Origin of the sequence: Jiangella anatolica (assembly GCF_003236295.1) — a bacterium.
GTDB lineage: Bacteria > Actinomycetota > Actinomycetes > Jiangellales > Jiangellaceae > Jiangella > Jiangella anatolica.
This window is the reverse complement of record NZ_POTW01000008.1, coordinates 1-21464: the sequence shown is the minus strand read 5'-3', so window position 1 is coordinate 21464 and position 21464 is coordinate 1. Positions and strand designations below refer to the sequence as shown.

Genomic DNA, 21464 nt, shown 5'->3' with positions numbered 1-21464 from the left:
GCGAGACCTTACCGGAAATACCCGATCATGAGGCTCCAAAGGAGTTGATAGACGGGCGTGCCGCAGCGATCCGGACGAAGTCGTCAACGGTGAGCTGTTCGCCGCGTGCGCGCGGGTCCACACCGGCCGCCCTGAGCGCCGTCTCGGCGGCCGCGGCGGACCCGGCCCAGCCGCTCAGCGCGGCCCGCAGCGTCTTGCGCCGCTGGGCGAACGCGGCGTCGACGACGGTGAAGACGGCGTCCCGCAGGGCCGGGTCTCGGCCGCCCGAGGCCGACAGCAGCACCAGCCCGGAGTCGACGTTCGGCGCCGGCCAGAACACGGTCCGGCCGACGGCGCCGGCCGGGGTCACCGTCGCGTACCAGGCCGCCTTGACCGACGGGACGCCGTAGGTGCGCGACCCCGGCGGGGCCGCCAGCCGGTCGGCGACCTCCTTCTGCACCATCACCAGCGCCCGCGACAGGCTCGGGAACGCCTCCAGCAGGTGCAGCAGCACCGGGACGGACACGTTGTAGGGCAGGTTGGCCACCAGCGCCGTCGGCGCCGGCCCGGGCAACGTCGTGACGCGCAGCGCGTCGCCGGGCACCACCTCCAGCCGGTCCGCCACGCCGGGCGCGTACTCGGACACCGTCGACGGCAGCCGCTGCGCCAGCACCGGGTCGACCTCGACGGCGACGACCCGCGCGACGACGGGCAGCAGCGCCAGCGTCAGGGAGCCCAGCCCGGGTCCGACCTCGACCACGACGTCGTCGGCGCCGACGCCGGCGACCCGGACGATGCGCCGCACCGTGTTCGGGTCGATGACGAAGTTCTGCCCGAGCGTCTTGGTCGGCCGCAGCCCCAGCTCGGCGGCCAGACGACGAACGTCCGCCGGCCCCAGGAGTCTGGGACCGGCGGACGTCTCGTCGTTACGCACCGCCCGAGCCTACCGGCCCGGCGCGGACGATCCGGGTCAGCCGAGCGGCAGGCCGAGCGACCGGGCGCAGGCCGGCCAGTCGCCGTAGCCGCCGCGAGCGTCGCGGACCTTCGTGGCGATGCGGATCTGCTCGGCCTTGCTGTTCTCGTGCGGGTAGCCCGAACCGCCGTAGGCCTGCCAGGTGCCCAGCGAGAACTGCAGACCGCCGTAGTAGCCGTTGCCGGTGTTGATGGACCAGTTGCCGCCGGACTCGCACTGCGCCAACTGGTCCCACACGCCGCCGTCGACGTCGCCGCCGCCGCTGCCACCGCCACTGGAGTCGTCCTCCGCGGGCGGGGGCGGCTCCGCGGTGCCGATGAGCACGACCTGGTCAACCGGGGCCGCGACGACGGTCTCGGAGAGCACCTCCTGCGAGGACAGCTCGCCGTCGACGTAGGTGTTCTGCACCACGCGCTCGACCGAGCCCTCCTTGCCCTCGGTCTCGACCTCTTCGGTGCCCTTGTCGAGGGAGTCGTCCTCCTGCTCGGTCACCTTGAACGGCACCGCCGCGGTGACCGTCTCGGTCTCGACGGTGACCCGCCGGACGGTGACGGCGAGCGCGTCGGCCAGCTGGGTCTCTACCGCCGGTTCCACGAGGTCGAGCTCGCCGAGCGTGAGGCCGGCGTCCTCCAGGGCCTCGCCGACGGTCAGCGCCGTCGTGGTGACCGGGTTGGTCGCGCCGTCGGCGGTGACGGTGATCTCCTTCGGGGTACGCACCTCGAAGTCGATGCCGCCGCGCCCGATGGGCTGGGACCGGGCCACCGAGATGTCGGCGCCGTCGGCGCGGATGTCGAGGTCCCCGAGCGCCTCGTCGACGGAGAGCGCGGTGGTCCAGATCTGCTGTTCCTGGCCGTCGACCGTGACGGTGATCTGGCGGGCGTAGCGGACGCTGATCTCGGTGCCGTCCTCCACGTCGCTGTCCAGCGACGGGATGACCTCGTCACGGGAGCCGACCTCGATGTCCCGCTCCTCGAGAACGTCCTCGACGCTGCCGCCGAAGGTGTGCACGGTCTCGGTCTGCCCGTCGACGGTGAGGACGACGGCGTTGTCGAGCGTGATGTAGGCGACGCCGCCGCCTACCAGAGCGGTGACGACGGTGGCGTTGATCGCCAACGTCTTCGCGGACAGGCGCACTGTGCTCCTTGGTCGTACTGTCCGGGCACGGGACCGCGCGGCGCGGCCGGTCACTCGATCCGCCGACCTTCCGGCGGACGGCGTGCCCGTCCGTTGATCTGCCACCCGAAGCTTCCCCGACCCCGGCTAACAATCACGGGACGGTAACGCATCGCGGGCACCCGGACAACTGATCGGAGCGGAAAATCCGGACAAACCGGTCGCGGCGACGGAGTTGTGACGCTGTGACACCCCCGCGCGCGAGCCCTCGTCGCCACGCCCGGGCGCGTCCGCCCGCGGCCGGCCGTTGACCAGCGCAAACGACTGCCTGTCACCATGCGCCGAAAGCACGCTCGGTGTTCGCCTGGAGGGTGTGACACAGCGTCTCCAGGTCCTGCCCGAGCGTCTCGGCGATGAACCGGACGGTCACCGGGACCAGGTACGACGCGTTCGGCCGGCCCCGGTAGGGATGTGGGGTCAAGAATGGCGCGTCGGTCTCGACGAGCAGATTCTCCGGCGGCGTGACGGCGAGAGCGGCCCGCAGGTCGGCCGCGTTCTTGAAGGTGACCGGGCCGGCGAAGGACAGGTACCACCCTCGCGCTGCGACGTCGCGCGCGAACGCCTCGTTCCCGGAGAAACAGTGAAATACGACACAATCGGGCGTCTCGGCGTCGTCCAGCACCCTCAGCACGTCGTCGTGGGCGTCCCGGTCGTGGATGGTCAGCGCCAGGCCACGACGCCGGGCGATCTCGATGTGCGCACGCAGCGAGTACTCCTGCGCGGCCACGCCCTCGGGTCCGGTGCGGAAGAAGTCCAGGCCGGTCTCGCCGATGCCGCGCACCCGCGGGCTGGACCCGGCCAGCCGGTCGATCTCGGCCAGCGCGTCGTCCAGCTCGCCGGCCGCGGCCAGCTTCGGCGCCTCGTTCGGGTGCAGCGCGACGGTGGCGACGACGCTCGGATTGCGCTCTGCGACCTCGACCGCCCAGGCGGCGCCGGGCAGGTCGCAGCCGACCTGCACGATCCGGGTCACGTTCACCTTCGCGGCCGCGTCCAACGCCTGCGTCACCCCGAACGCGTCGCCGTCGTCGCCGTCGGCGATGTCCAGGTGACAATGCGTGTCCGTGACCGGCGCCGGCAGCGGCTCGGGCAGCGGCGGGCGGGACCGGTCGCGCTTCCGCCCGGCCTCGTCCGTCGCCGACCGCCGCTCGCGGGGCGCGTCCGTCACTGGTCCGCTGCCGCCGGGTCCAGCCGCGGGAACAGCGCGTCGCCCTTGGTGACCTCGGCGCCCGCCACCAGCTGGCCCCAGCGGCCGGCGTCGGCGACCGGCTGGGCGGCCAGCGCGCCGAGCGCCTTCTCCGCGCCCAGCGAGTCCCACAGCTTCGCCGTCGCCTTCGGCATGACCGGGTTCAGCAGCACGGCCAGCGCCCGCAGCGCCTCGGCGGAGGAGTAGAGGATCGTGGCCAGCCGCTCCCGCTGCGCCTCGTCCTTCGCGACCGCCCACGGCTGCTGCTCGGTGATGTAGCCGTTCGCGGCGTCGACCAGCGTCCAGACGGCGGCCAGCGCCTCGTGCGGCGCGACCCGGTCGACGGCGGCGTCGGCGTCGGACGTGGCCTTCGCGGCGACGGCGGCCAGCGCGTTCTCGGCGTCGGTCGCCGGGCCGGGGGCCGGCAGCGCGCCGTCGAAGTACCGTCCGACCATCGCCGCGACCCGGGAGGCGAGGTTGCCCAGCCCGTTGGCCAGCTCCGCCTGGTAGCGGGCGGCGATGTCCTCCCACGAGAACGAGCCGTCGTTGCCGAACGCGATGGCGCGCAGGAAGTAGTAGCGGAACGCGTCGGAGCCGAACGTGTCGGTGATCTGCGCCGGCGCGATGCCGGTGAGCTTGGACTTGCTCATCTTCTCGCCGCCCACGAGCAGCCAGCCGTGCGCGAACACCTTCTTCGGCAGCGGCTCACCGGCGGCCATCAGCATCGCCGGCCAGATGACCGCGTGGAAGCGCAGGATGTCCTTGCCGACGAAGTGGATGTCGGCCGGCCAGGTGCCCTCGTACTTCTCCGGGTCCGCGCCGTAACCGACGGCCGTCGCATAGTTCAGCAGCGCGTCGAACCAGACGTAGATGACGTGCGCCGGGTCCCACGGCACCGTGACGCCCCAGTCGAACGTCGACCGCGAGATGGACAGGTCCTGCAGGCCCTGCCGGACGAAGCCGAGCACCTCGTTGCGGGCGCTCTCCGGCTGTACGAAGCCCGGGTTCTGCTCGTAGAACTCCAGCAGCCGCTCGGTGTAGGCGGACATGCGGAAGAAGTAGTTCGTCTCCGACAGCTTCTCGACCGGGCGGCCATGGATCGAGCAGACCAACTGGCCGGCGTACTCGCCGGTGCCCTCGAGGAGGTCGCCGGGCTGCTTGTACTCCTCGCAGGCGACGCAGTAGTAGCCCTCGTAGGTGCCCTCGAAGATCTCGCCGTTGTCGTACAGCTTCTGAATGAACTCCTGCACGCGGGCCACGTGCCGCGGCTCGGTGGTGCGGATGAAGTCGTCGTTCGACGCGTCGATGGTCTGCAGGACCGGCTTCCAGGCGTCCTCGACCAGCCGGTCGGCCCACGTCTGCGGGTCCGTGCCGTTCGCCTCGGCCGTGCGCATGACCTTCTCGCCGTGCTCGTCGGTGCCGGTGAGGAACCAGACGTCCTCCTGGTGCTGACGGTGCCAGCGGGCGATGAAGTCGGTGGCAACTGTGGTGTACGCGTGGCCGATGTGCGGTGCGTCGTTGACGTAGTAGATCGGCGTGGTGACGTAGAACGCCTTGGGCATGCGGCCGATCGTAGTCCCCGCGCGCCGTCGCGACCGCCGCGGTCAGAGCTTGGGCACGACGGTCTGGAGGAACAGCTCGGTCTGGCGCCTCGTGTCGCCGCGGACCGGCCAGAACACGAACGTGTCGAAGCGCAGCCGCTCGCGGTAGTCGGTGAGCGCCTCGGCCCAGTGCCCGGCCGACCCGACCAGCAGCTGGTCGTTGCGTGGCGGCCGGTCGTCGTCGATGACGCCCATGACGTTGAAGACGCGGCGGACGGCGGACGGGTCGCGGCCGGCGGCGACGGCGCCCTCGTCGACGGCACGCTGCATGGCCGGGACCTCGTCCAGCGACAGGTACGCGTTCGTGGGCAGCCAGGCGTCGGCGTGCCGGCCGGTCAGCGCCAGCATCCGCGGCTTGAACGCGCCGACCCAGATCGGCGGGACGGGGTCCGGCGACGCACCGGCGACGGCGGTGGCGTCCCGCAGCCGGTAGTACGCGCCGTCGTGCGTCACCGGCCGGCCGGACCACAGCCGGCGCAGCAGCGGGATCGCCTCGTCCAGCGCGCCGATCGCCTCGCCCAGCGTCGGCCACTGGGCGCCCCAGCCCGGCAGCCCGTCGTACGGGCCGCCGGAGCCGAGGCCGAGCACGAACCGGCCGCCGCTGGTGTGCTGCAGCGTCGCCGCGCCCTTCGCGATGACGGACGGCGACCGGAACGGCAGCGCCGTCACGTTCGTCGCCACCCGCACCCGCGACGTCCGGGCCAGCAGCAGCGGGACCAGCGTCCACGCGTCCAGCTCGGACGGCAGGTACGGGTGGTCGGAGACGGTGACGAGGCCGGCGCCGAGGTCCTCGGCGATGACGGTCGCCTCGAGCAGTTCCGGCAGCCGGTCCGCCGCCGCAGGAAGAGCCACGCCGTAATCAGTCATGGCTCCACGAAACAACCTCAAGCACTGTTGAGGTCAAGGGACTCGCGAAGGAACGCGCCCGTGCGCGACTCCGGCGCCGCGGCGACGTCGGACGGCGTGCCGGTGGCGACGACGCGCCCGCCGGCCGCGCCGCCGCCCGGGCCGAGGTCGACGACCCAGTCCGCGGCCCGGATCACGTCGAGGTCGTGCTCGATCGCGACGACGGTGTTGCCGGCGTCGACCAGCCGCCGCAGCACGCCGAGCAGCCGGGCGACGTCGTCGACGTGCAGGCCGGTGGTGGGCTCGTCCAGCAGGTAGAGGGTGCGACCGGTGGACCGGCGGGCCAGCTCCTTCGCCAGCTTGATCCGCTGCGCCTCGCCGCCGGACAGCGTCGTCGTCGGCTGGCCGAGCTGCAGGTAGCCCAGGCCGACGTCGTCGAGCAGCCGTAGCCGCGCGGCCGCCGCCGGGACGTCCGCGAACAGCTCGGCCGCCTCGGCGACCGTCAGCGACAGTGCCGCGGCGATGTCGTGGCCCCGGTAGGTCGCCTTCAGAACGTCGCGGGTGAACCGGCGGCCGCGGCAGACCGGGCAACGCACCTGGACGTCGGGCAGGAAGTGCATCGACACGTCCAGCACGCCGGCGCCGCCGCACCGCTCGCACCGTCCGCCCGGCACGTTGAAGGAGAAGTGCCCGGCCGTCAGCCCCTGCGCGCGGGCGCCGTCGGTGCGGGCGTACGCCTCGCGGATCGGCGTTAACGCGTCGGAGTAGGTCGCGGCGTTGGACCGCGGCATCCGGCCGGCCGCCTGCTGGTCGATCGTGACGACCTTGTCCAGGTGCGTCCAGCCGTCGATGCCGTCGTGCTCGCCGGGCCGGTCGCCGGACCCGTGGAAGCGTTGCCGGCCGGCCCGGGCGACGATGTCGAGCAGCAGCGACGACTTCCCGGACCCCGATGGCCCGGTGACGGCGACCAGCCGGCCCAGCGGCAGCTCGGCGGTCACGTCCTTCAGGTTGTGCTCGCGCGCGCCCCGGACGACGAGCGCGGCGCCGTCCGCGTCCGTCGGCGCGGCCGGGACGGGCACCCGGGACCGGCCGGACAGATAGGCCCCCGTGACCGATCCCGGCGTCGCCGCGACCTCGGCCGGCGTCCCCGCGGCGACCACCCGGCCGCCGTCGCGCCCGGCGCCGGGACCGATGTCGATGACGTGGTCGGCGGCCCGCAGCACCGCGAGGTCGTGCTCGATCACCAGCACGGTGTTGCCGAGGTCGCGCAGCCGCCGCAGCACGTCGACCAGCCGGGCGACGTCGGCCGGGTGCAGCCCGATGGTCGGCTCGTCCAGCACGTAGAGCACGCCGGTCAGCCCGGATCCGAGCAGCGCCGCCAGCCGCAGCCGCTGCGCCTCGCCGGCGGACAGGCTGGGCGTGGCCCGCTCCAGCGTCAGATACTCGACGCCGACGTCGACCAGCCGGCGCACGCGTTCGTGCAGGTCGGCGACGACCGGCTCGGCGAACCGCCACTCCTGCGCGTCGACCTCGCCCTCGAGCGCGTCGATCCAGACCGCCAGCTCGCCCAGCGGCAGTCGGGCCGCCTCGACGACGGTCAGCCCGGCGACGGTGACCCGCCGGCTCTCCGGCCGCAGCCGCGTGCCGTCGCAGTCGGGACAGGTCTCCTGGCGCAGCAGCCGCTCGGTCTTCTCCCGGTAGCCGGCGTCCTCGATCCGGTCGGCGTAGCGGCGCAGCACCGCGGTCGCGACGCCCTCGAACCGGCCGGCCGCGACGGTGCGCGGCGGCGCGGCCGTGACGTGGCGGCCGAACTCCGGACTCTCGACGCCGTGCAGCAGCAGGCCGCGCTGGACGGCGCCGAGCTCGCCGACCGGCGCGTACGCGTCGAACTCGAACCCGTAGTGCCGGCCGGCGGCCCGCAGCACCGCGATGTTGCGGTCGGTCGTCACCGGGTGCCAGCCCAGCACCGCCCCCTCGGCGACGCTGAGAGCGTCGTCGACCAGCTTGGCGGTGTCGGGCCGCACGACCACGCCGAGGCCGGTGCACGTCGGGCAGGCGCCGGACGGCTTGTTGAAGGAGAAGTCGCCCATGACGAGGTCGGCGGTCTCCGTGCCGCAGGACCGGCAGCGCACCGTCTCGGCGTCGCTGGGCTCGTCGTCCCACGAGTCGTCGTCGCGGTAGCTGGGCGGCAGCGGCGCACCGCACGACGGGCACGGCCGCTGGCCGATGCGGGCCCAGAGCAGCCGCAGGTAGGTGAAGACCTCGGTCGCGGTGCCGACGGTGGACCGCGGGCTGCGGTTCGTGAGGTACTGGTCGATGCTGATCGACGGCGACAGACCGGTGATGGAGTCGACCGGCGCCTTGCTGACGAACGCGGTGACCAGGCCGAGCGACTCCAGGTACTGACGCTGGCCCTCGCGATGCAGCAGGTCGAAGGCGAGAGTCGACTTGCCCGAGCCGGACCGGCCGGTCAGCACGACCAGCCGGTTGCGGGGGATGGCGACGGTGACGTTCTTCAGGTTGTGCAGGCGGGCGTTCGTGACCCTGATCTCGCCGGAATCCATCCTTCAATTCTCCCATTGAAGTGCGTTTTGAAGGTTGAGCTGGGCAGTTGCGGCAGATGCCGGGATAAGCTTCAAGTCCGCCGGTCAACGGGAGGGAACAAGATGGCGCTGCGGCCGGTGGACCTGGCCCGTGCGGTGGGCGTCTCGGCGCAGCAGATCCGCAACTACGAGGACGCCGGCGTCCTGCCGCCGGTGCCGCGATCGGAGTCCGGCTACCGGCAGTTCTCCGACCGGCACCGCCAGGCGCTGCTCACGTTCCGCGCGCTGATGCCCGGATACGGCGTCGTCGAGGCGCGGGCGATCATGCGGTCGGTGCACCAGGGCGACGTCGCCGCAGCGCTCGCGCTGGTCGACGCCGTCCACGCGGAGGTGAACGACCAGCGGCGGCAGCTGCGCGAGACCGCCGCGGCGGTCGAGACGATCGCCGCCGGTTCGCCCGCGGCGCTCGAGCCGGCCGGCCCGGGGCTACGCGTCGGTGAGCTGGCCCGGCGGCTCGGGGTACGGCCGTCGGCGCTGCGCACCTGGGAGGCGTTCGGCCTGCTCACGCCGGCACGCGAGCCGGGCACGTCGTACCGCAGCTACGGTCCGCAGGACGTCCGCGACGCCCAGCTGGTGCATCTGCTGCGGCAGAGCCGGTACGGGTTGCCGCAGGTCGGCCAGGTCCTCGCCGAGCTGCGCCGGACCGGCAGCACCGAGGCGCTGCGCGCGGTCCTCGTCCAGCGCCGGGAACAGCTGACGGCGCGGACGCTGGCCATGCTCGACGGCGCCGGCCGGCTGCACGCCTACCTGACCGCCGATCAGTCGCCGGACGCCTCCTGGGCCGCGGCCGCGCGGCCCTCGCGGACCGCCTCGCCGGCGTTGGCCCAGGGCGTGCCGGCCCATGGGTCGTAGTCGACCTCGAGCGGCTCCTGCTCCGGCCGCTGTCCCTCCGGCACGTGCTGCAGGTTGACCCGGATCCGGTACCAGAGCGAGCTGCGCCCGCGCATGCCGTCGACCAGCACGTCGGCCGGCTCCAGGTGCGGCACGACGCCGGCGTGCCGCTCCTTCCACCGGTCCAGCCCGGCCAACGCCTCGTCCTTGGTCTTCGCCCGGGCGATCTCGATCAGCGGCATCGTCTGGGTGCGCCGGCCGGTGCCCTTCGGCGGCTTCTCGGCCGGACCGAGCCGCTCGGCCAGTTCCAGCAGCCGGTCCAGCGATCCGGCCGACGTCTCGATGCCGGCCCACGGGTCGCCGATCTCCTCGAACCGCCGCGCGGCGGTGGCCAGCGTGTAGTCCTCCGGCCGGCAGCCCGGCACCTCGTCCCAGGTCAGCGGCATCGACACCCGAGCGTCGGCCTTGGCCCGGACCGAGTAGGCGGAGGCGACCGTGCGGTCCTTGGCGTTCTGGTTGAAGTCGACGAAGACGCCCTCGCGCTCCTCCTTCCACCACCTGGCGGTGGCGATGTCCGGCGCGCGGTTCTCGACCTCGCGAGCGACGCTCTCGGCGGCCAGCCGCACCTGCCGGTACGACCACAGCGGATCGATGCGGGTGTAGATATGGAAGCCGCGCGAGCCCGACGTCTTCGGCCACGCGGTGAGGCCGTGGTCCTCCAGCACCTCGCGCGCCACCTGCGCGACGTCGAGGATCTGCGCCCACTCGATGCCCGGGTTGGGGTCGAGGTCGATGCGCAACTCGTCCGGGCGGTCCAGGTCCTCGGCGCGGACGGGGTGCGGGTTGAGGTCGATGCAGCCGAGGTTGACCACCCAGGCCAGCGCCGCCGCGTCGCGCACGACCACCTCGTCGGCGGACGTGCCGGACCGGTAGCGCAGCGTGGCGACCTCGATCCAGTCCGGCCGCTTGTCCGGCGCGCGCTTCTGGAAGAACGCCTCCTGGTCGATGCCCTTGACGAACCGCTTGAGGATCATCGGCCGGCCCTCGACGCCGCGCAGCGCGCCGTCGGCGACCGTGAGGTAGTAGGTGACGAGGTCCAGCTTGGTGTGGCCGCCGTCGGGGAAGACCACCTTGTCCGGATGGGTGATCGTCACCTCACGCCCGGCGACCTCCAGCACCTGCGAGGACGACATGACTCCACCATAGAGGGACCCGCCGTCAGGACGGCTCCGGCTCCTGGGCCAGTGGCGCCTCGGCGACGGGGTGCTCCACCAGCGCGAGGACCCGGCTGGCCATGAACCGGGCGGTGCGCATCGGAGTGCCGGATCGGGTCACCTCGGCGACCACGACCACGCCACGGGAGATCGTGACGTCGACCCGGCGGCCGGCCTTGGTGGCGACGATCTCGTAGCTGCGCGCCGTGTCGCCGGCATCGATGACGATCTCGACCCTGTCGCCCCGCATACACCCACGATGCCACGGCAGAGGCGTGCCCGGCGGCGATGCCGGGTACGGAACCGGGTGACGGAAGGAGTCCATCATGACCACGGACACTCCGCACACGCTGGTGCACCTCGCGGACTCCGGCCTGGCCGTGACCGCCATCGACGACGTCCGCGGCTTCGAGGTCGTCGACGTCAACGGCGACGAGGTCGGCACCGTCGACGACCTCGTCATCGACCCGGAGGAGAAGAAGGTCCGGTTCCTGCAGGTCGGGTCCGGCGGCTTCCTCGGCCTCGGCGAGCGCAAGCAGCTGATCCCCGTCGACGCCATCTCGCGGATCGACGACGCCAAGGTGCACATCGCGCAGGAGCGCGGGCACGTCGCCGGTGCGCCGACCTACGACCCCGACCTGGTGCCGGCCCGCGAGTACTACGAGGAGCTGTACGGCTACTACGGCTACGCGCCGTTCTGGGCGTCCGGCTACGTGTACCCGCCGTACCCGTTCCACCTGTGAGCGGCCGTCAGTACGCCGCGACCGCCGCCTCCTCGTAGTCCAGCCGCTCCAGCTCGCGGCGCATGACCTCGTCGTCCAGCTCGCCGGCGTCGCGGGCGGCGGTCAGGGCACGGCGCTGGGCGGCCAGCATCTCGCGGCGGGCGGCGAGCATGGCCTGCCGCACCTGCGGCGAGGGGTCGGCCTCCTCGACGTCGGCGTCGCGGTCGTCGGCGGACTGCCGGGCCCGCATCGCGGCCGCCATCCGGTCCCGGATCGCCGTCAGCGCCGCGACGTCCACGCCGGGCGGCGGCTCGGCGAACAGGTCGCGCAGCGCCCGCTCACCGGCCTCGCGGGCGATCTGCCGGGCCCGGCGGGTGGCCGCCCGCTCCGCGGTCCGCTCGTCCTCGTCGGAGATGTTCAGGCGGCGGACCAGCAGCGGCAGCGTCGGTGCCTGGATCAGCAGCGTCCCGACGGCGACGACGAACGCGAGCGCCTGGATGGTGCTGCGGCCCGGGAACGGCTCACCGGCCGCCGTCAGCGCGGGCACACCGGCGGCCGCGGCGAGCGTCACCACCCCGCGCATGCCCGACCACGAGATGACCAGGAGCTGGTCACGGGGCAGCGGCTGGTAGGTGCGGGGCTGCCGGCGCGGCCGCAGGAATGTCAGGTAGCGCCGCCGGAACGCCCGCTGCCCGTAGGTGAGGAACACCCAGAGCGGCCGGATCAGCAGCACCGTCAGCAGGATGACCACGCCGGACAGGGCGAACCGGCCCCATTCGCCGCCCTCGATCGGGAGGTCGTCGAAGACGAACCTGCACTGCAGGCCCATGTAGGCGAAGACGAACGCCTCGAGCAGCGTGTCGAGGCTGCGCCAGACCTGCCGGCCCTGCAGCCGGGTCTCGAACCCGGCGTCGGCGTCGTGGTGGCCGACCCAGAACCCGGCGGCGACGACCGCGAGGACGCCTGACGCGTGCAGCTCCTCGGCGAACAGGTACGCCGCGAACGGCACGACCAGCCCGAGGACGGTCTCCAGGCCGCTCTCGCCCAGCCGCTGCCGGGTCCAGTGCACGCCGGCGGCCAGCGCCAGCCCGACCGCGCAGCCCACCACGGCCGAGTACAGGAAGAGCAGGATCGCGTTGTCGATGAACGGGTGGCTGCCGGTCGCCGCGGCCACGGCGAGGGTGAAGATCGTCAGCGCGGTGGCGTCGTTGACCAGGCTCTCGCCGGTCAGGATCGTCATCAGCCGTTTCGGCAGCCCCAGCTTCCGGCCGATCGCGACCGCGCTGACGGCGTCCGGCGGCGCCACCACCGCGCCCAGCACCAGCGCCGCCACGAGTCCGAACTCGGGCACGATCCAGTTCGCCACCACGCCGGTGACCAGCGTCGACACGATCACCATGCCGACGCCGAGGGACAGGATCGGGCGCAGGTTGCGGGCCAGGCTGTAGACGGAGAAGTCCAGCGCCGCGGAGTACAGCAGCGGCGGCAGCACGACGCTGAGGATCAGCTCCGGCTCCAGCTCGAACCGCGGCAGCCCGGGGATGAACGACACCGCCGACGCCAGCACCACGACCACGATCGACGGCTGCAGCCCGCGCCGGTTCGCGACCGCGGTCACCGCGATCGCCCCCACCACCACGAGCAGCAACTGCATCGTCTGGCAGGTTATCCGCCTACGGAATGTGCTGGACCCCGATCCGCTTGCGGAACGCCCAGTAGACCCAGCTCTGGTAGAGCAGGACGACCGGCACGAATGGCACCGCCACCCACGTCATCACCGTCAGCGTGTAGTCCGACGACGACGCGTTCGCCGTCGTCAGGCCGTTGGCGGCGTCGAGCGTCGACGGGAGCACGTCCGGGTACAGCGCGGCGAACAGCGTCGCGACGGTGCCGGCCACCGCGGCGAACGTCGCGACGAAGGCCCAGCCCTCGCGGCCGCGCGCGATCGCCGTCGCACCGGCCGCGATCGCCACCACCGCGACCAGCGCCGTCGCCGCCGCCAGCCGTGACGGCGAGTCGTCGCGCAGCAACGTCCAGGCCAGGAAGCCGGCCACCACGAGCGCGACCGGGACGGCGAGCCGGCCGGCCAGCCGCCCGGCCCGGTCCCGGATGTCGCCGACGGTCTTCAGCGCGATGTAGTGCGCGCCGTGCAGCAGCGCCAGCGACAACGTCACCAGGCCGCCGAGCAGCGTGTACGGCGTGACGATGTCGGTGAGGTCGCCGGCGAAGTCGTGGCCGGCGTCCAGCGGCAGGCCCTGGACGAACGTCGCCAGCAGCACGCCCCACAGGAACGCCGGCACGATCGACCCGGCGAAGATCACCAGATCCCAGCGGGCCCGCCAGGCGTCGGTGTCGCCCTTGGCGCGGTACTCGAAGGCCAGGCCGCGGCCGATCAGCGTCAGCAGGATCAGCACCAGCGGCAGGTAGTAGGCCGACCACGCCGTCGCGTACCACTCGGGGAACGCGGCGAACGTCGCGCCGACGGCGGTGATGACCCAGACCTCGTTGCCGTCCCAGACCGGCCCGATCGTGTTGATGAGGACCCGCCGCTCGGTCTCGTCGCGGGCGAACCGCCTGGTCAGCAGGCCGACGCCGAAGTCGAAGCCCTCGAGCGAGAGGTAGCCGATCCAGAGGACGGCGAGGAGCAGGAACCAGAGCGTGCTCAACTCCATGATCGTCACTCCCTCAGTACGCGAAGCTCAGCGGCTTGTCGGCGTCGTCGTCGGTCTCCTCGGGGACGGCGGGCGCGACGTCGGGCAGGCCCGGCCGGGCGTGCTTGAGCAGCAGGTGCACCCACAGCCAGGTCAGGCCGGCGTACAGGACGGTGAACGCGGCCAGCGAGATGAACACCGTCCGGGCCGTCGTGCTGGGACTGATCCCCGACGCCGTCGGCATCAGGCCGAACACGAGCCACGGCTGCCGGCCCATCTCGGTGAAGATCCAGCCGAACGCGTTGCCGGCCAGCGGCAGGACCGGGAGGATGGCGGCCGCCCGCAGCGCCCACGGCGACGTCGGGACCCGTCCGCGTCTGGTCGCCCAGAGCTGCCAGAGCGCGATCAGCCCGGCCAGCCCGCCCATCGTGATCATCATCCGGAACGTCCAGTACGTGACCGGGATGTTCGGGCTGTAGTCGCCCGGCCCGAACTCCTCCTCGTACCGCGCCTGCAGGTCGTTGATGCCCTCGACCTCGGCGTCGAACGAACCGGTCGCGAGCCACGACAGCAACCGCGGCACCTCGATGCTGTACAGCGCCTCGCTGCCGTCCAGCGTGCCGATGGTGAACAGCGAGAACGGCGCCGGCTGCTGGGTGTCGTAGAGCGCCTCGGCGGCGGCCATCTTCATCGGCTGCACCTCGGTCATGATCTTGCCCTGGGTGTCGCCGGTGATCGCGACGCCGACGCCGCCGATCAGCACCGTGACGGCGCCGATCCGCAGCGCGGTGCGGAAGGCGGCTCGGTCGGACGGACGGCCGGGCTCGGCGTCCTCGGGGTTCCGCGCGCCCTTGACCAGGTGCCACATCGCGACTGCCGCGACCACGCCGCCGCCGACCATGAACGCCGCGAAGATCGTGTGCGGGAACGTGATCAGCAGCACCTTGTTCGTCAGCACCGCCCAGATGTCGGTCAGCTCGGCCCGGCCCGCCTCCTCGTTGATCTCGTAGCCGACCGGGTTCTGCATGAACGAGTTCGCGGCCAGGATGAAGTAGGCCGACAGCAGGGTCCCGACGGCCGTGATCCAGATCGTCGCCAGGTGCAGCTTCGGCGGGATGCGGCCCCAGCCGAAGATCCAGACGCCGACGAAGACGGACTCGAGGTAGAAGGCCAGCAGCGCCTCCATCGCCAGCGGCGCGCCGAACACGTCGCCGACGAAGCGGCTGAAGTCGCTCCAGTTCATGCCGAACTGGAACTCCTGCACCAGCCCGGTGACCACGCCGACGGCCAGGTTGATCAGCAGCAGCTTGCCGAAGAACTTGGTCAGCCGCAGCCAGCGCTCGCTCTTCGTGCGCATCCAGACCGACTGCATGATCGCGACGAGGAACGCCATCGAGATGGTGAACGGGACGAAGAAGAAGTGCACCACCGTGGTGATGCCGAACTGCCAGCGGGCGAGGTCCAGCACGTCCATGCGCGATCGTCCTTCGGTGTGTACTACGTTCCGTCGTAGATGCTACGACCTACTGTAGTACTACGAGCGGTCGGTAGACTGTGAGTCGTGCGAGGACGTGCGCGACTGGGTGAGCTGGAACGCGCCGTCATGGAGCAGTTGTGGGCGCTCGGCGCGCCGGCCACGGTCCGCCAGGTGCACGAGACGCTGGCCGGGTCGCGCGACATCGCGTACACGACGGTCATGACGGTGCTGGACCGTCTTGCCCGCAAGGGCTCGGCCGAACAGATCCGCGACGGGCGCGCTTACCGCTACCGGCCCGCCGTGTCCAGGGACGAGCTGACCGCCGAGCTCATGCACGAGGCGCTCGACACGGTCGACGGCACGGACCGGACGGCGGCGCTGTTGCGCTTCGTCGACTCCGCCTCCGCCGACGACGCGCGGGCGCTGCGCGAAGCGCTGGCCGCGGTCGAGCGGTCCGCGGGCGAGCAGCCATCCGATGGGCGGCCGGCGGACGGGCATCCGTCGGCTGACCGTCCCGCCGACGCCGCCAGCGCCCAGCTCTCCCCCGCCCAGCCGTCCGGCGGCCACCCGCTCGCTGACCGGCCCACCGGCGGGCGGGTGGCCGGCTCGGGTGCGCCGTGACCGAGACCACGCCGGTCGTCCTGCTGGTCCTCGCGTTGCTGCTGACCGGCCCGGTGCCGGCCCTGCTGGCGCGGTCGCGATGGCCGGAGCGGGTGCCGCGTGCGGCGCTGGTGCTGTGGCAGGCGGTGGCGCTGGCGGCGGTGCTGTCCGCGCTCGGCGCCGGCGCGTCGGCGGGCACCCTGGTCATGACGCTCCCGTCGCCGGGCCTCGGCCTGATCCTGCTGCACGGGGTGTCGCTGCTGCTGACGGTCGTGGTCGTCGCGCGGCTACTGTGGTCGGCGCACACGCTGGGGATGTCGCTGCGGGCTCGCCGGCGCCGTCAGCGCCACGTCGTCGACCTCGTCGGCCGCCCCGATCGCCGCGCCCCGGGCGCACTCGTCGTCGACGTCGCGAGGCCGCTGGCCTACTGCATCCCGGGCGTGCGGTCGCGGGTGGTCGTGTCGGCGCCGGCGCTGGACGAGCTCGGCACGGACGAGACGGCCGCCGTCCTGGCACATGAGCGGGCGCACGCCCGGGCCCGTCACGACCTCGTCCTCGAAGGGTTCGGCGTTCTGCACGACGCGTTCCCGCGGCTGGTGCGCAGCTCGGTGGCTCTCCGGTCGGCGGCCGGCCTGGTCGAGATGCTCGCCGACGACGCCGCCCGGAGACAGTGCGGCGCGGTGCCGCTGGCCCGGGCGCTGGCCCGGATGGCGCACGCCCCCGTCCCGGCCGGCGCGCTCGGGACCGGCGCCGTCACGCCCGCGGTGCGGATCCGCCGCCTGGCCGCTCCGTCGAGCGCCGCGGCGGACGCGCCACTCGGCGCCGTGCCGGCGTGGCTGGTCGCGGCGCTGGCCTACGCGGCCGCCGTCGCCCTGGTCGTCGTGCCGACCGTGGCCGTGGCGGCGCCCTGGCTGACGGCGCTGTCTCACGCGCTTCTGCCCTGATCCGGCCGGGAAATGAGGGTCTTCTGCTGCTTCCGTGGGTGGGGTGGGCTCCGGTCTTTGGTGATCTTGGGGGACCAGTCGAGCCCGCGAAACCGGCGGATGCACGCCACACCGGCGGCTGCTGGCCCTCGCCGCTCCGGGTTGGGCGGTCTGGCGGGCATCGGCCGTCGCCGCGGGCCCCGGCGCCCGCCTCGCCGTCGCCTGCCCTTCGCATTCGCAGGTGAGCACGCCCCGGAACAGCGCGACGCCCGGCAACGATGTGGGATCACTGCAACAACGCTGCGGCATCGCTGTCGTGGGAGCCGCAGCGATCTCACACCGTCACCGCAGTGACCCCACACCGTTGCGCCACCGGCCGTCGCACCGCCGGCCCGGCCACCCACGGAAGCAGCAGAAGAGTCGGAAACGATCACGCTAAGTAGGGGTGCTCCCACTTGACCAGGCATGCATACCTGGCTAACCAGGAGAACGCCTGGTGCAGGCGGCGTAGGTTGGCCGTGACGGCGTCACGCCCCCTAGCCGGAAGGAAGTCACGATGATCCCCGCCGAGGACCTCACCGATCAGACCGTCCGCGCGCTCGTCACCGCCATCAACGACGGCGACCGAGCCGCGTTCCTCGGCCTGCTCACCGACGACGCCGTGCTGACCGACGACGGCTCGCAGCGCGACCTCGAGGAATGGATCGACCGCGAGATCTTCACCGTCAACGGTCACCTGGACGTCGAGTCGCAGTCGGCGGACGGCCAGTCGCTGGTCGCCGCGTACCGCAACGACAGGTGGGGCCAGATGCGCACGACCTGGTCCTTCACCGTCATCGACGGGAAGATCAGCCTGCTCGCGACCGGCCAGGCCTGACCCCCGCCGCGCCGTTCAGGCGTCGGGGTCGTCCGTGGCCTTGGCGGCGACGACCGCGGCGTAGACCTCCCGCTTCGGCAGGCCCAGCTCGCGGGCGACCTCGGCGATCGCCTCCTTGCGACGCACGCCGGCCGCCTCGCGCTCGACCACCTGCGCGACCGCGTCGGCGGGCGTGACGGTCGCCGAGCGGGGCGGCGCACCCTGCACGACCAGCGTGATCTCACCCAGCGGTCCGTCCGCCGTCGCCCACGAGGCGAGGTCGCCGAGCGGCCCGCGCCGGACCTCCTCGTGCGTCTTGGTAAGCTCGCGGCACACGGCCGCCGGCCGGTCGGCGCCGAACGCCGCCGCCATCGCGGCGAGCGTCTCGGCCAGCCGGTGCCGCGACTCGAAGAACACCAACGTGCGCGGCTCCGCGGCCAGCGCCTCGAACGTCCGCGACCGCTCCCCCGGCCGGCGCGGCGGGAAGCCCTCGAAGCAGAACCGGTCGACCGGCAGCCCACTGACCGCGAGCGCCGTCAGCACCGCGGACGGTCCCGGCACCGCCGTCACCCGCACGCCCGCCTCGACGGCCGCCGCGACCAGCCGGTAGCCGGGATCGGACACCGACGGCATGCCGGCGTCGGTCACGAGCACCACGCGCGCGCCGTCGGTCAGCGCGCTCAGCAGTTCCGGCGTGCGCGCGGACTCGTTGCCCTCGAAGTACGACACGATCCGCCCGGCGATCGTCACACCCAGCGACGACGCCAGCCGCAGCAGCCGCCGGGTGTCCTCCGCCGCCACCACGTCGGCCGCCGTCAGCTCGGCCGCCAGCCGCGGCGGAGCGTCGCCGACGTCGCCGATCGGGGTGCCGGCCAGCACCAGGACACCGTCGCCCGTCGAGTTCGCCACCCGCCCATCCTCGCGCAACGGTGCGCCGGTCTTCACAGCGAGCACTCGTAGGATGACCCGGTGACCCAGACGGTAGACGCCCCCGAGGCCGCGGCGACGACGCCGGCGGCCGCGATCCGGGACCGCCTCGTCCGGCCGATGCCGGGCGACCGCATCTGGGGCTGGATCGGCCCGCTGCTGGTCGGCCTCGTCGCGGCGGTGCTGCGGCTGGTCGACCTCGGCCGGCCGAACAAGATCATCTTCGACGAGACGTACTACGCGAAGGACGCGTACTCGCAGCTGCTGTTCGGCTACTCGCGCAAGTTCACCGAGGACGCCAACGAGCGCATCCTCAACGGCGACCTCGACGTCTTCCTGGACGAGCCGTCGTTCGTCGTGCACCCGCCGGTCGGCAAGTTCATCATCGGCCAAGGTATCCGGGTGTTCGGGATGGACCCGTTCGGCTGGCGGGTCGCGGTGGCGCTGTGCGGCGTGCTGACGGTGATCCTGGTGACCCGCATCGGGCGGCGGCTGTTCCGCTCGACCCTGCTCGGGTGCGTCGCCGGCCTGCTGCTCGCCGTCGACGGCCTGTCGATCGTGATGAGCCGGACCGCGGTGCTCGACGGCATCCTGACGATGTTCATCGTCGCGGCGTTCGGCTGCCTGCTGATCGACCGCGACCGGATGCGGGCCAAGTACGCCGACTGGGCCGAGGCACGGCTGTCCCGCGGGCTGACCGAGCCCGGCGACGGGCCGCTGTTCTGGTGGCGGCTGTGGCGGCTCGCGGCCGGCATCACGCTCGGCCTGGCCTGCGGTACGAAGTGGAGCGGGCTGTACGCGGTCGCCGTGTTCGGGCTGATGACGGTGCTGTGGGAGGTCTCCGCGCGGCGAGCGGCCGGGCTGCGCAGCCCCGTCCTCAACTCGATGCTGCGCGACGGCCCGGTGGCGTTCCTCACGATGGTCGTCACCGCGGCGTTCGTCTACGTCGTGTCCTGGTGGGGCTGGATCTTCTCGTCCGACGGCTACGGCCGGCAGTGGGCGACGGAGAACGCGCCGTCGACGCTGGGCCAGCTGTTCCCGGGCTGGGCCCGCAGCCTCTGGCACTACCACGACGACATGTGGCGCTTCCACCGCGGCCTGGACACCCCGCACGACTACCAGTCCAACGCATGGGAGTGGCTCTACCTCGGCCGGCCGGTGTCGTTCGACTACGAGGGCTACGACCTCGGTCAGGCCGGCTGCGAGGCCGAACGCTGCAGCCAGGCGGTGCTCGCGCTGGGCACGCCGCCGCTGTGGTGGGGCGCCTGCGCGGCGCTGCTCGTGTGCCTGTGGTGGTGGTTCTTCCGCCGCGACTGGCGAGCCGGCGCGATCCTGGCCGGCGTCATCGCGACCTGGGTGCCGTGGCTGTTCTTCTCCGACTGGCTGGTGTTCGACCAGCGCACCATCTTCTACTTCTACGCGGTCGCGATCGCGCCGTTCCTGGTGCTGGCGGTGACGTTCGCGCTGGGGCTGGTCATCGGCCCACCCGACGCGGAGCCCCGGCGGCGCGCCGTCGGGGTGGCCATCGCCGGCGCCTACGTGCTGATCGTCGTCGCCGTCGCCGCCTGGTTCTACCCCATCCACGTCGACCAGCTGATCTCGTACGACGACTGGCATGCGCGGATGTGGTTCAGCCGCTGGATCTGACGTCGCCTGCCGCTCAGGTCAGTTCGGCGATGCCCTCGACCAGCAGCCAGACGCCGAACAGGACGAACAGTGTGGCGGCGCCGACCTGGATGAGCCGTTCCGGCAGCCGCTGACCCAGGATCCGCCCGACGACGATCGCCAGCGCGTCGGCGGCGACCATGCCGACGGTCGAGCCGATCCAGACGCCGGCCCAGTCGTTGTCGGCTGCCAGCGTGATGGTGGCGAGCATCGTCTTGTCGCCCAGCTCGGCCAGGAAGAACGCGGTGCCGACGGCGATGACGGCGGTCCGCGTGGTGCGCTCGGCCTTGCTCTTCTCCTCGTCGGTGAGCGTGTCGCCGCGCCAGGTCCAGATCGCGAAGCCGAAGAACGCGACCGCCGCGACGATGTTGATCCAGCCGGTGGGGAGCGCCTCGCCGAGCCCGAAGCCGATCGCGACCGACGCCAGGTGCACGACCGTGGTGGCGATCGTGATGCCGAGGATGACGTGCCACGCCTTGAAGCGGGTGGCGAACGTCATCGCCATCAGCTGGGACTTGTCACCCAGCTCGGCGACGAAGATCACGCCGAAGCTCACGAGGAACGCGGCCCACAGGTCGGCCATCGAATCCCTTCCGGTCACGCCGGGACCGGAAGACGCGAGACTCCGACCCGGCATTGCTGCCATGGGTCGAAGGTCTCGCCCGCCTCTGAAAAGAGGCCGCGCGGCCGGACGCCGGAGCGTCAGTATGTCGACCGCGACATTGGGGGCTACTCCCCTTCGCTGCCAGCAGCTTACCGGGACGGCGGAGCCGGAATCCAGCCGACGTGTGCGGACTCACACCCCGCGGTTCACCTCGCCGACACCTCGCCGCCGTCCGGCGTCCCGCCCGCCGCCGCGTCGGCTCGGGCGGCCCGGCCGATCGCGACCGCGGCGAGCAGCATGAGCGCCGCGCCGGCCAGCGCCGGCACGTTGACCTCCGTCGCCTCGGCCAGCGCCCCGAACAGCAGCGCGCCCACCGGCGCGCCGACGATGCCCAGCGTCCGCGCGGCGGAGGAGACCCGGCCGAGCAGCTCGCCGGGCGTCCGCTGCTGCGTCAGCGTCACGAAGTGAACGTTGACCACCATGCCGGCGACGCCGAAGACCGCGAGCGCCGCCGCCGTCGCCGCGGGATGGGCGACGCCGCCGATGACGAGGAGGCAGCCGGTCTGCAGGGCCAGCGCCAGGACCATGGCCCGCACGCCGCCGCCGGCCCGCCGCCCCACCCGCGTCGCCACCAGC

General features: G+C 72.6%; 18 protein-coding genes and 2 pseudogenes. 6 read left to right on the top strand and 14 right to left on the bottom strand.

Annotation, left to right across the window (positions count from 1 at the left end):
- Window positions 1–25 precede the first annotated feature (25 nt).
- From rsmA to uvrA, 6 genes are all read right to left on the bottom strand, one after another.
- The gene (gene rsmA, locus C1I92_RS04695) at window positions 26–913 is read right to left on the bottom strand and encodes a 16S rRNA (adenine(1518)-N(6)/adenine(1519)-N(6))-dimethyltransferase RsmA (protein ID WP_111253516.1); all 888 of its coding nucleotides are present in this window, start codon (window positions 911–913) and stop codon (window positions 26–28) included.
- Between the two features lie 36 nt (window positions 914–949).
- A complete protein-coding gene (locus C1I92_RS34765) occupies window positions 950–2086 on the bottom strand; it encodes a resuscitation-promoting factor (protein WP_158563990.1) in 1137 nt (378 codons plus the stop codon).
- Window positions 2087–2396: 310 nt separating this feature from the next.
- A complete protein-coding gene (locus tag C1I92_RS04685) occupies window positions 2397–3290 on the bottom strand; it encodes a TatD family hydrolase (protein ID WP_111253514.1) in 894 nt (297 codons plus the stop codon).
- Window positions 3287–4870 carry a methionine--tRNA ligase gene (metG, locus tag C1I92_RS04680; protein ID WP_111253513.1) on the bottom strand — a complete coding sequence of 528 codons (1584 nt, stop codon included), beginning with the start codon at window positions 4868–4870 and terminating at the stop codon, window positions 3287–3289. Before metG ends, C1I92_RS04685 begins: the two co-directional genes overlap by 4 nt.
- A 42-nt stretch (window positions 4871–4912) precedes the next feature.
- Window positions 4913–5776 (bottom strand): LLM class flavin-dependent oxidoreductase, encoded by an 864-nt coding sequence (locus C1I92_RS04675; protein ID WP_111253512.1) that lies wholly within the window; start codon window positions 5774–5776, stop codon window positions 4913–4915.
- A gap of 17 nt (window positions 5777–5793) precedes the next feature.
- Window positions 5794–8319, bottom strand: coding sequence for an excinuclease ABC subunit UvrA (uvrA, locus tag C1I92_RS04670; RefSeq protein WP_111253511.1), 2526 nt, complete (start codon window positions 8317–8319; stop codon window positions 5794–5796).
- A gap of 102 nt (window positions 8320–8421) precedes the next feature.
- Here uvrA and C1I92_RS04665 point away from each other — a divergent pair, with 102 nt between their 5' ends.
- Window positions 8422–9210, top strand: a complete 789-nt coding sequence (locus C1I92_RS04665; RefSeq protein WP_111253510.1) for a MerR family transcriptional regulator — start codon at window positions 8422–8424, stop codon at window positions 9208–9210.
- Here C1I92_RS04665 and ligD read toward each other — a convergent pair.
- Both ligD and C1I92_RS04655 read right to left on the bottom strand, forming a co-directional pair.
- Complete coding sequence (gene ligD, locus C1I92_RS04660; RefSeq protein ID WP_111253509.1) at window positions 9117–10382, bottom strand: non-homologous end-joining DNA ligase; 1266 nt, start codon at window positions 10380–10382, stop codon at window positions 9117–9119. The two genes, C1I92_RS04665 and ligD, sit on opposite strands and share 94 nt — an antisense overlap.
- A gap of 25 nt (window positions 10383–10407) precedes the next feature.
- Window positions 10408–10653, bottom strand: coding sequence for a DUF8836 family protein (locus C1I92_RS04655; protein ID WP_111253508.1), 246 nt, complete (start codon window positions 10651–10653; stop codon window positions 10408–10410).
- A gap of 76 nt (window positions 10654–10729) precedes the next feature.
- Here C1I92_RS04655 and C1I92_RS04650 point away from each other — a divergent pair, with 76 nt between their 5' ends.
- Window positions 10730–11146, top strand: coding sequence for a PRC-barrel domain-containing protein (locus tag C1I92_RS04650; RefSeq protein ID WP_111253507.1), 417 nt, complete (start codon window positions 10730–10732; stop codon window positions 11144–11146).
- A gap of 7 nt (window positions 11147–11153) precedes the next feature.
- Here the strand turns inward: C1I92_RS04650 and C1I92_RS04645 are convergent, their stop codons facing one another.
- From C1I92_RS04645 to C1I92_RS04635, 3 genes are read right to left on the bottom strand one after another with little or no spacing between them, the layout of a single operon-like run.
- The gene (locus tag C1I92_RS04645) at window positions 11154–12779 is read right to left on the bottom strand and encodes a Na+/H+ antiporter (RefSeq protein ID WP_111253506.1); all 1626 of its coding nucleotides are present in this window, start codon (window positions 12777–12779) and stop codon (window positions 11154–11156) included.
- A gap of 19 nt (window positions 12780–12798) precedes the next feature.
- Window positions 12799–13797, bottom strand: a complete 999-nt coding sequence (gene cydB / locus C1I92_RS04640) for a cytochrome d ubiquinol oxidase subunit II (RefSeq protein WP_111253607.1) — start codon at window positions 13795–13797, stop codon at window positions 12799–12801.
- 13 nt (window positions 13798–13810) lie between these two features.
- Complete coding sequence (locus C1I92_RS04635; protein WP_111253505.1) at window positions 13811–15250, bottom strand: cytochrome ubiquinol oxidase subunit I; 1440 nt, start codon at window positions 15248–15250, stop codon at window positions 13811–13813.
- An 87-nt stretch (window positions 15251–15337) separates the two neighbouring features.
- Here C1I92_RS04635 and C1I92_RS04630 point away from each other — a divergent pair.
- The 3 genes and pseudogenes from C1I92_RS04630 to C1I92_RS04620 all read left to right on the top strand — a co-directional run.
- Window positions 15338–15745: pseudogene (locus tag C1I92_RS04630) on the top strand (BlaI/MecI/CopY family transcriptional regulator); the annotation flags it as partial.
- 125 nt (window positions 15746–15870) lie between these two features.
- Window positions 15871–16797, top strand: coding sequence for a M56 family metallopeptidase (locus C1I92_RS04625; RefSeq protein ID WP_111253503.1), 927 nt, complete (start codon window positions 15871–15873; stop codon window positions 16795–16797).
- 535 nt (window positions 16798–17332) lie between these two features.
- Entirely contained in the window at window positions 17333–17653 is a 321-nt protein-coding gene (locus C1I92_RS04620) for a nuclear transport factor 2 family protein (protein WP_111253502.1), read from the top strand.
- 15 nt (window positions 17654–17668) lie between these two features.
- On the opposite strand, the gene rsmI is transcribed toward C1I92_RS04620, so the two are convergent.
- Window positions 17669–18541: a 16S rRNA (cytidine(1402)-2'-O)-methyltransferase gene (rsmI, locus tag C1I92_RS04615; protein ID WP_199520957.1), complete on the bottom strand. Its 873-nt coding sequence runs from the start codon at window positions 18539–18541 to the stop codon at window positions 17669–17671.
- Window positions 18542–18601: 60 nt separating this feature from the next.
- Between rsmI and C1I92_RS04610 the strand changes: the two genes are divergently transcribed.
- Window positions 18602–20206 (top strand): dolichyl-phosphate-mannose--protein mannosyltransferase, encoded by a 1605-nt coding sequence (locus C1I92_RS04610; protein ID WP_111253501.1) that lies wholly within the window; start codon window positions 18602–18604, stop codon window positions 20204–20206.
- 13 nt (window positions 20207–20219) lie between these two features.
- On the opposite strand, the gene C1I92_RS04605 is transcribed toward C1I92_RS04610, so the two are convergent.
- On the bottom strand, window positions 20220–20807 hold the full coding sequence (locus C1I92_RS04605; RefSeq protein WP_111253500.1) for a TMEM165/GDT1 family protein: 588 nt from the start codon (window positions 20805–20807) through the stop codon (window positions 20220–20222).
- A 227-nt stretch (window positions 20808–21034) separates the two neighbouring features.
- Window positions 21035–21464, bottom strand: a pseudogene (locus C1I92_RS33640) (MFS transporter); the annotation flags it as partial.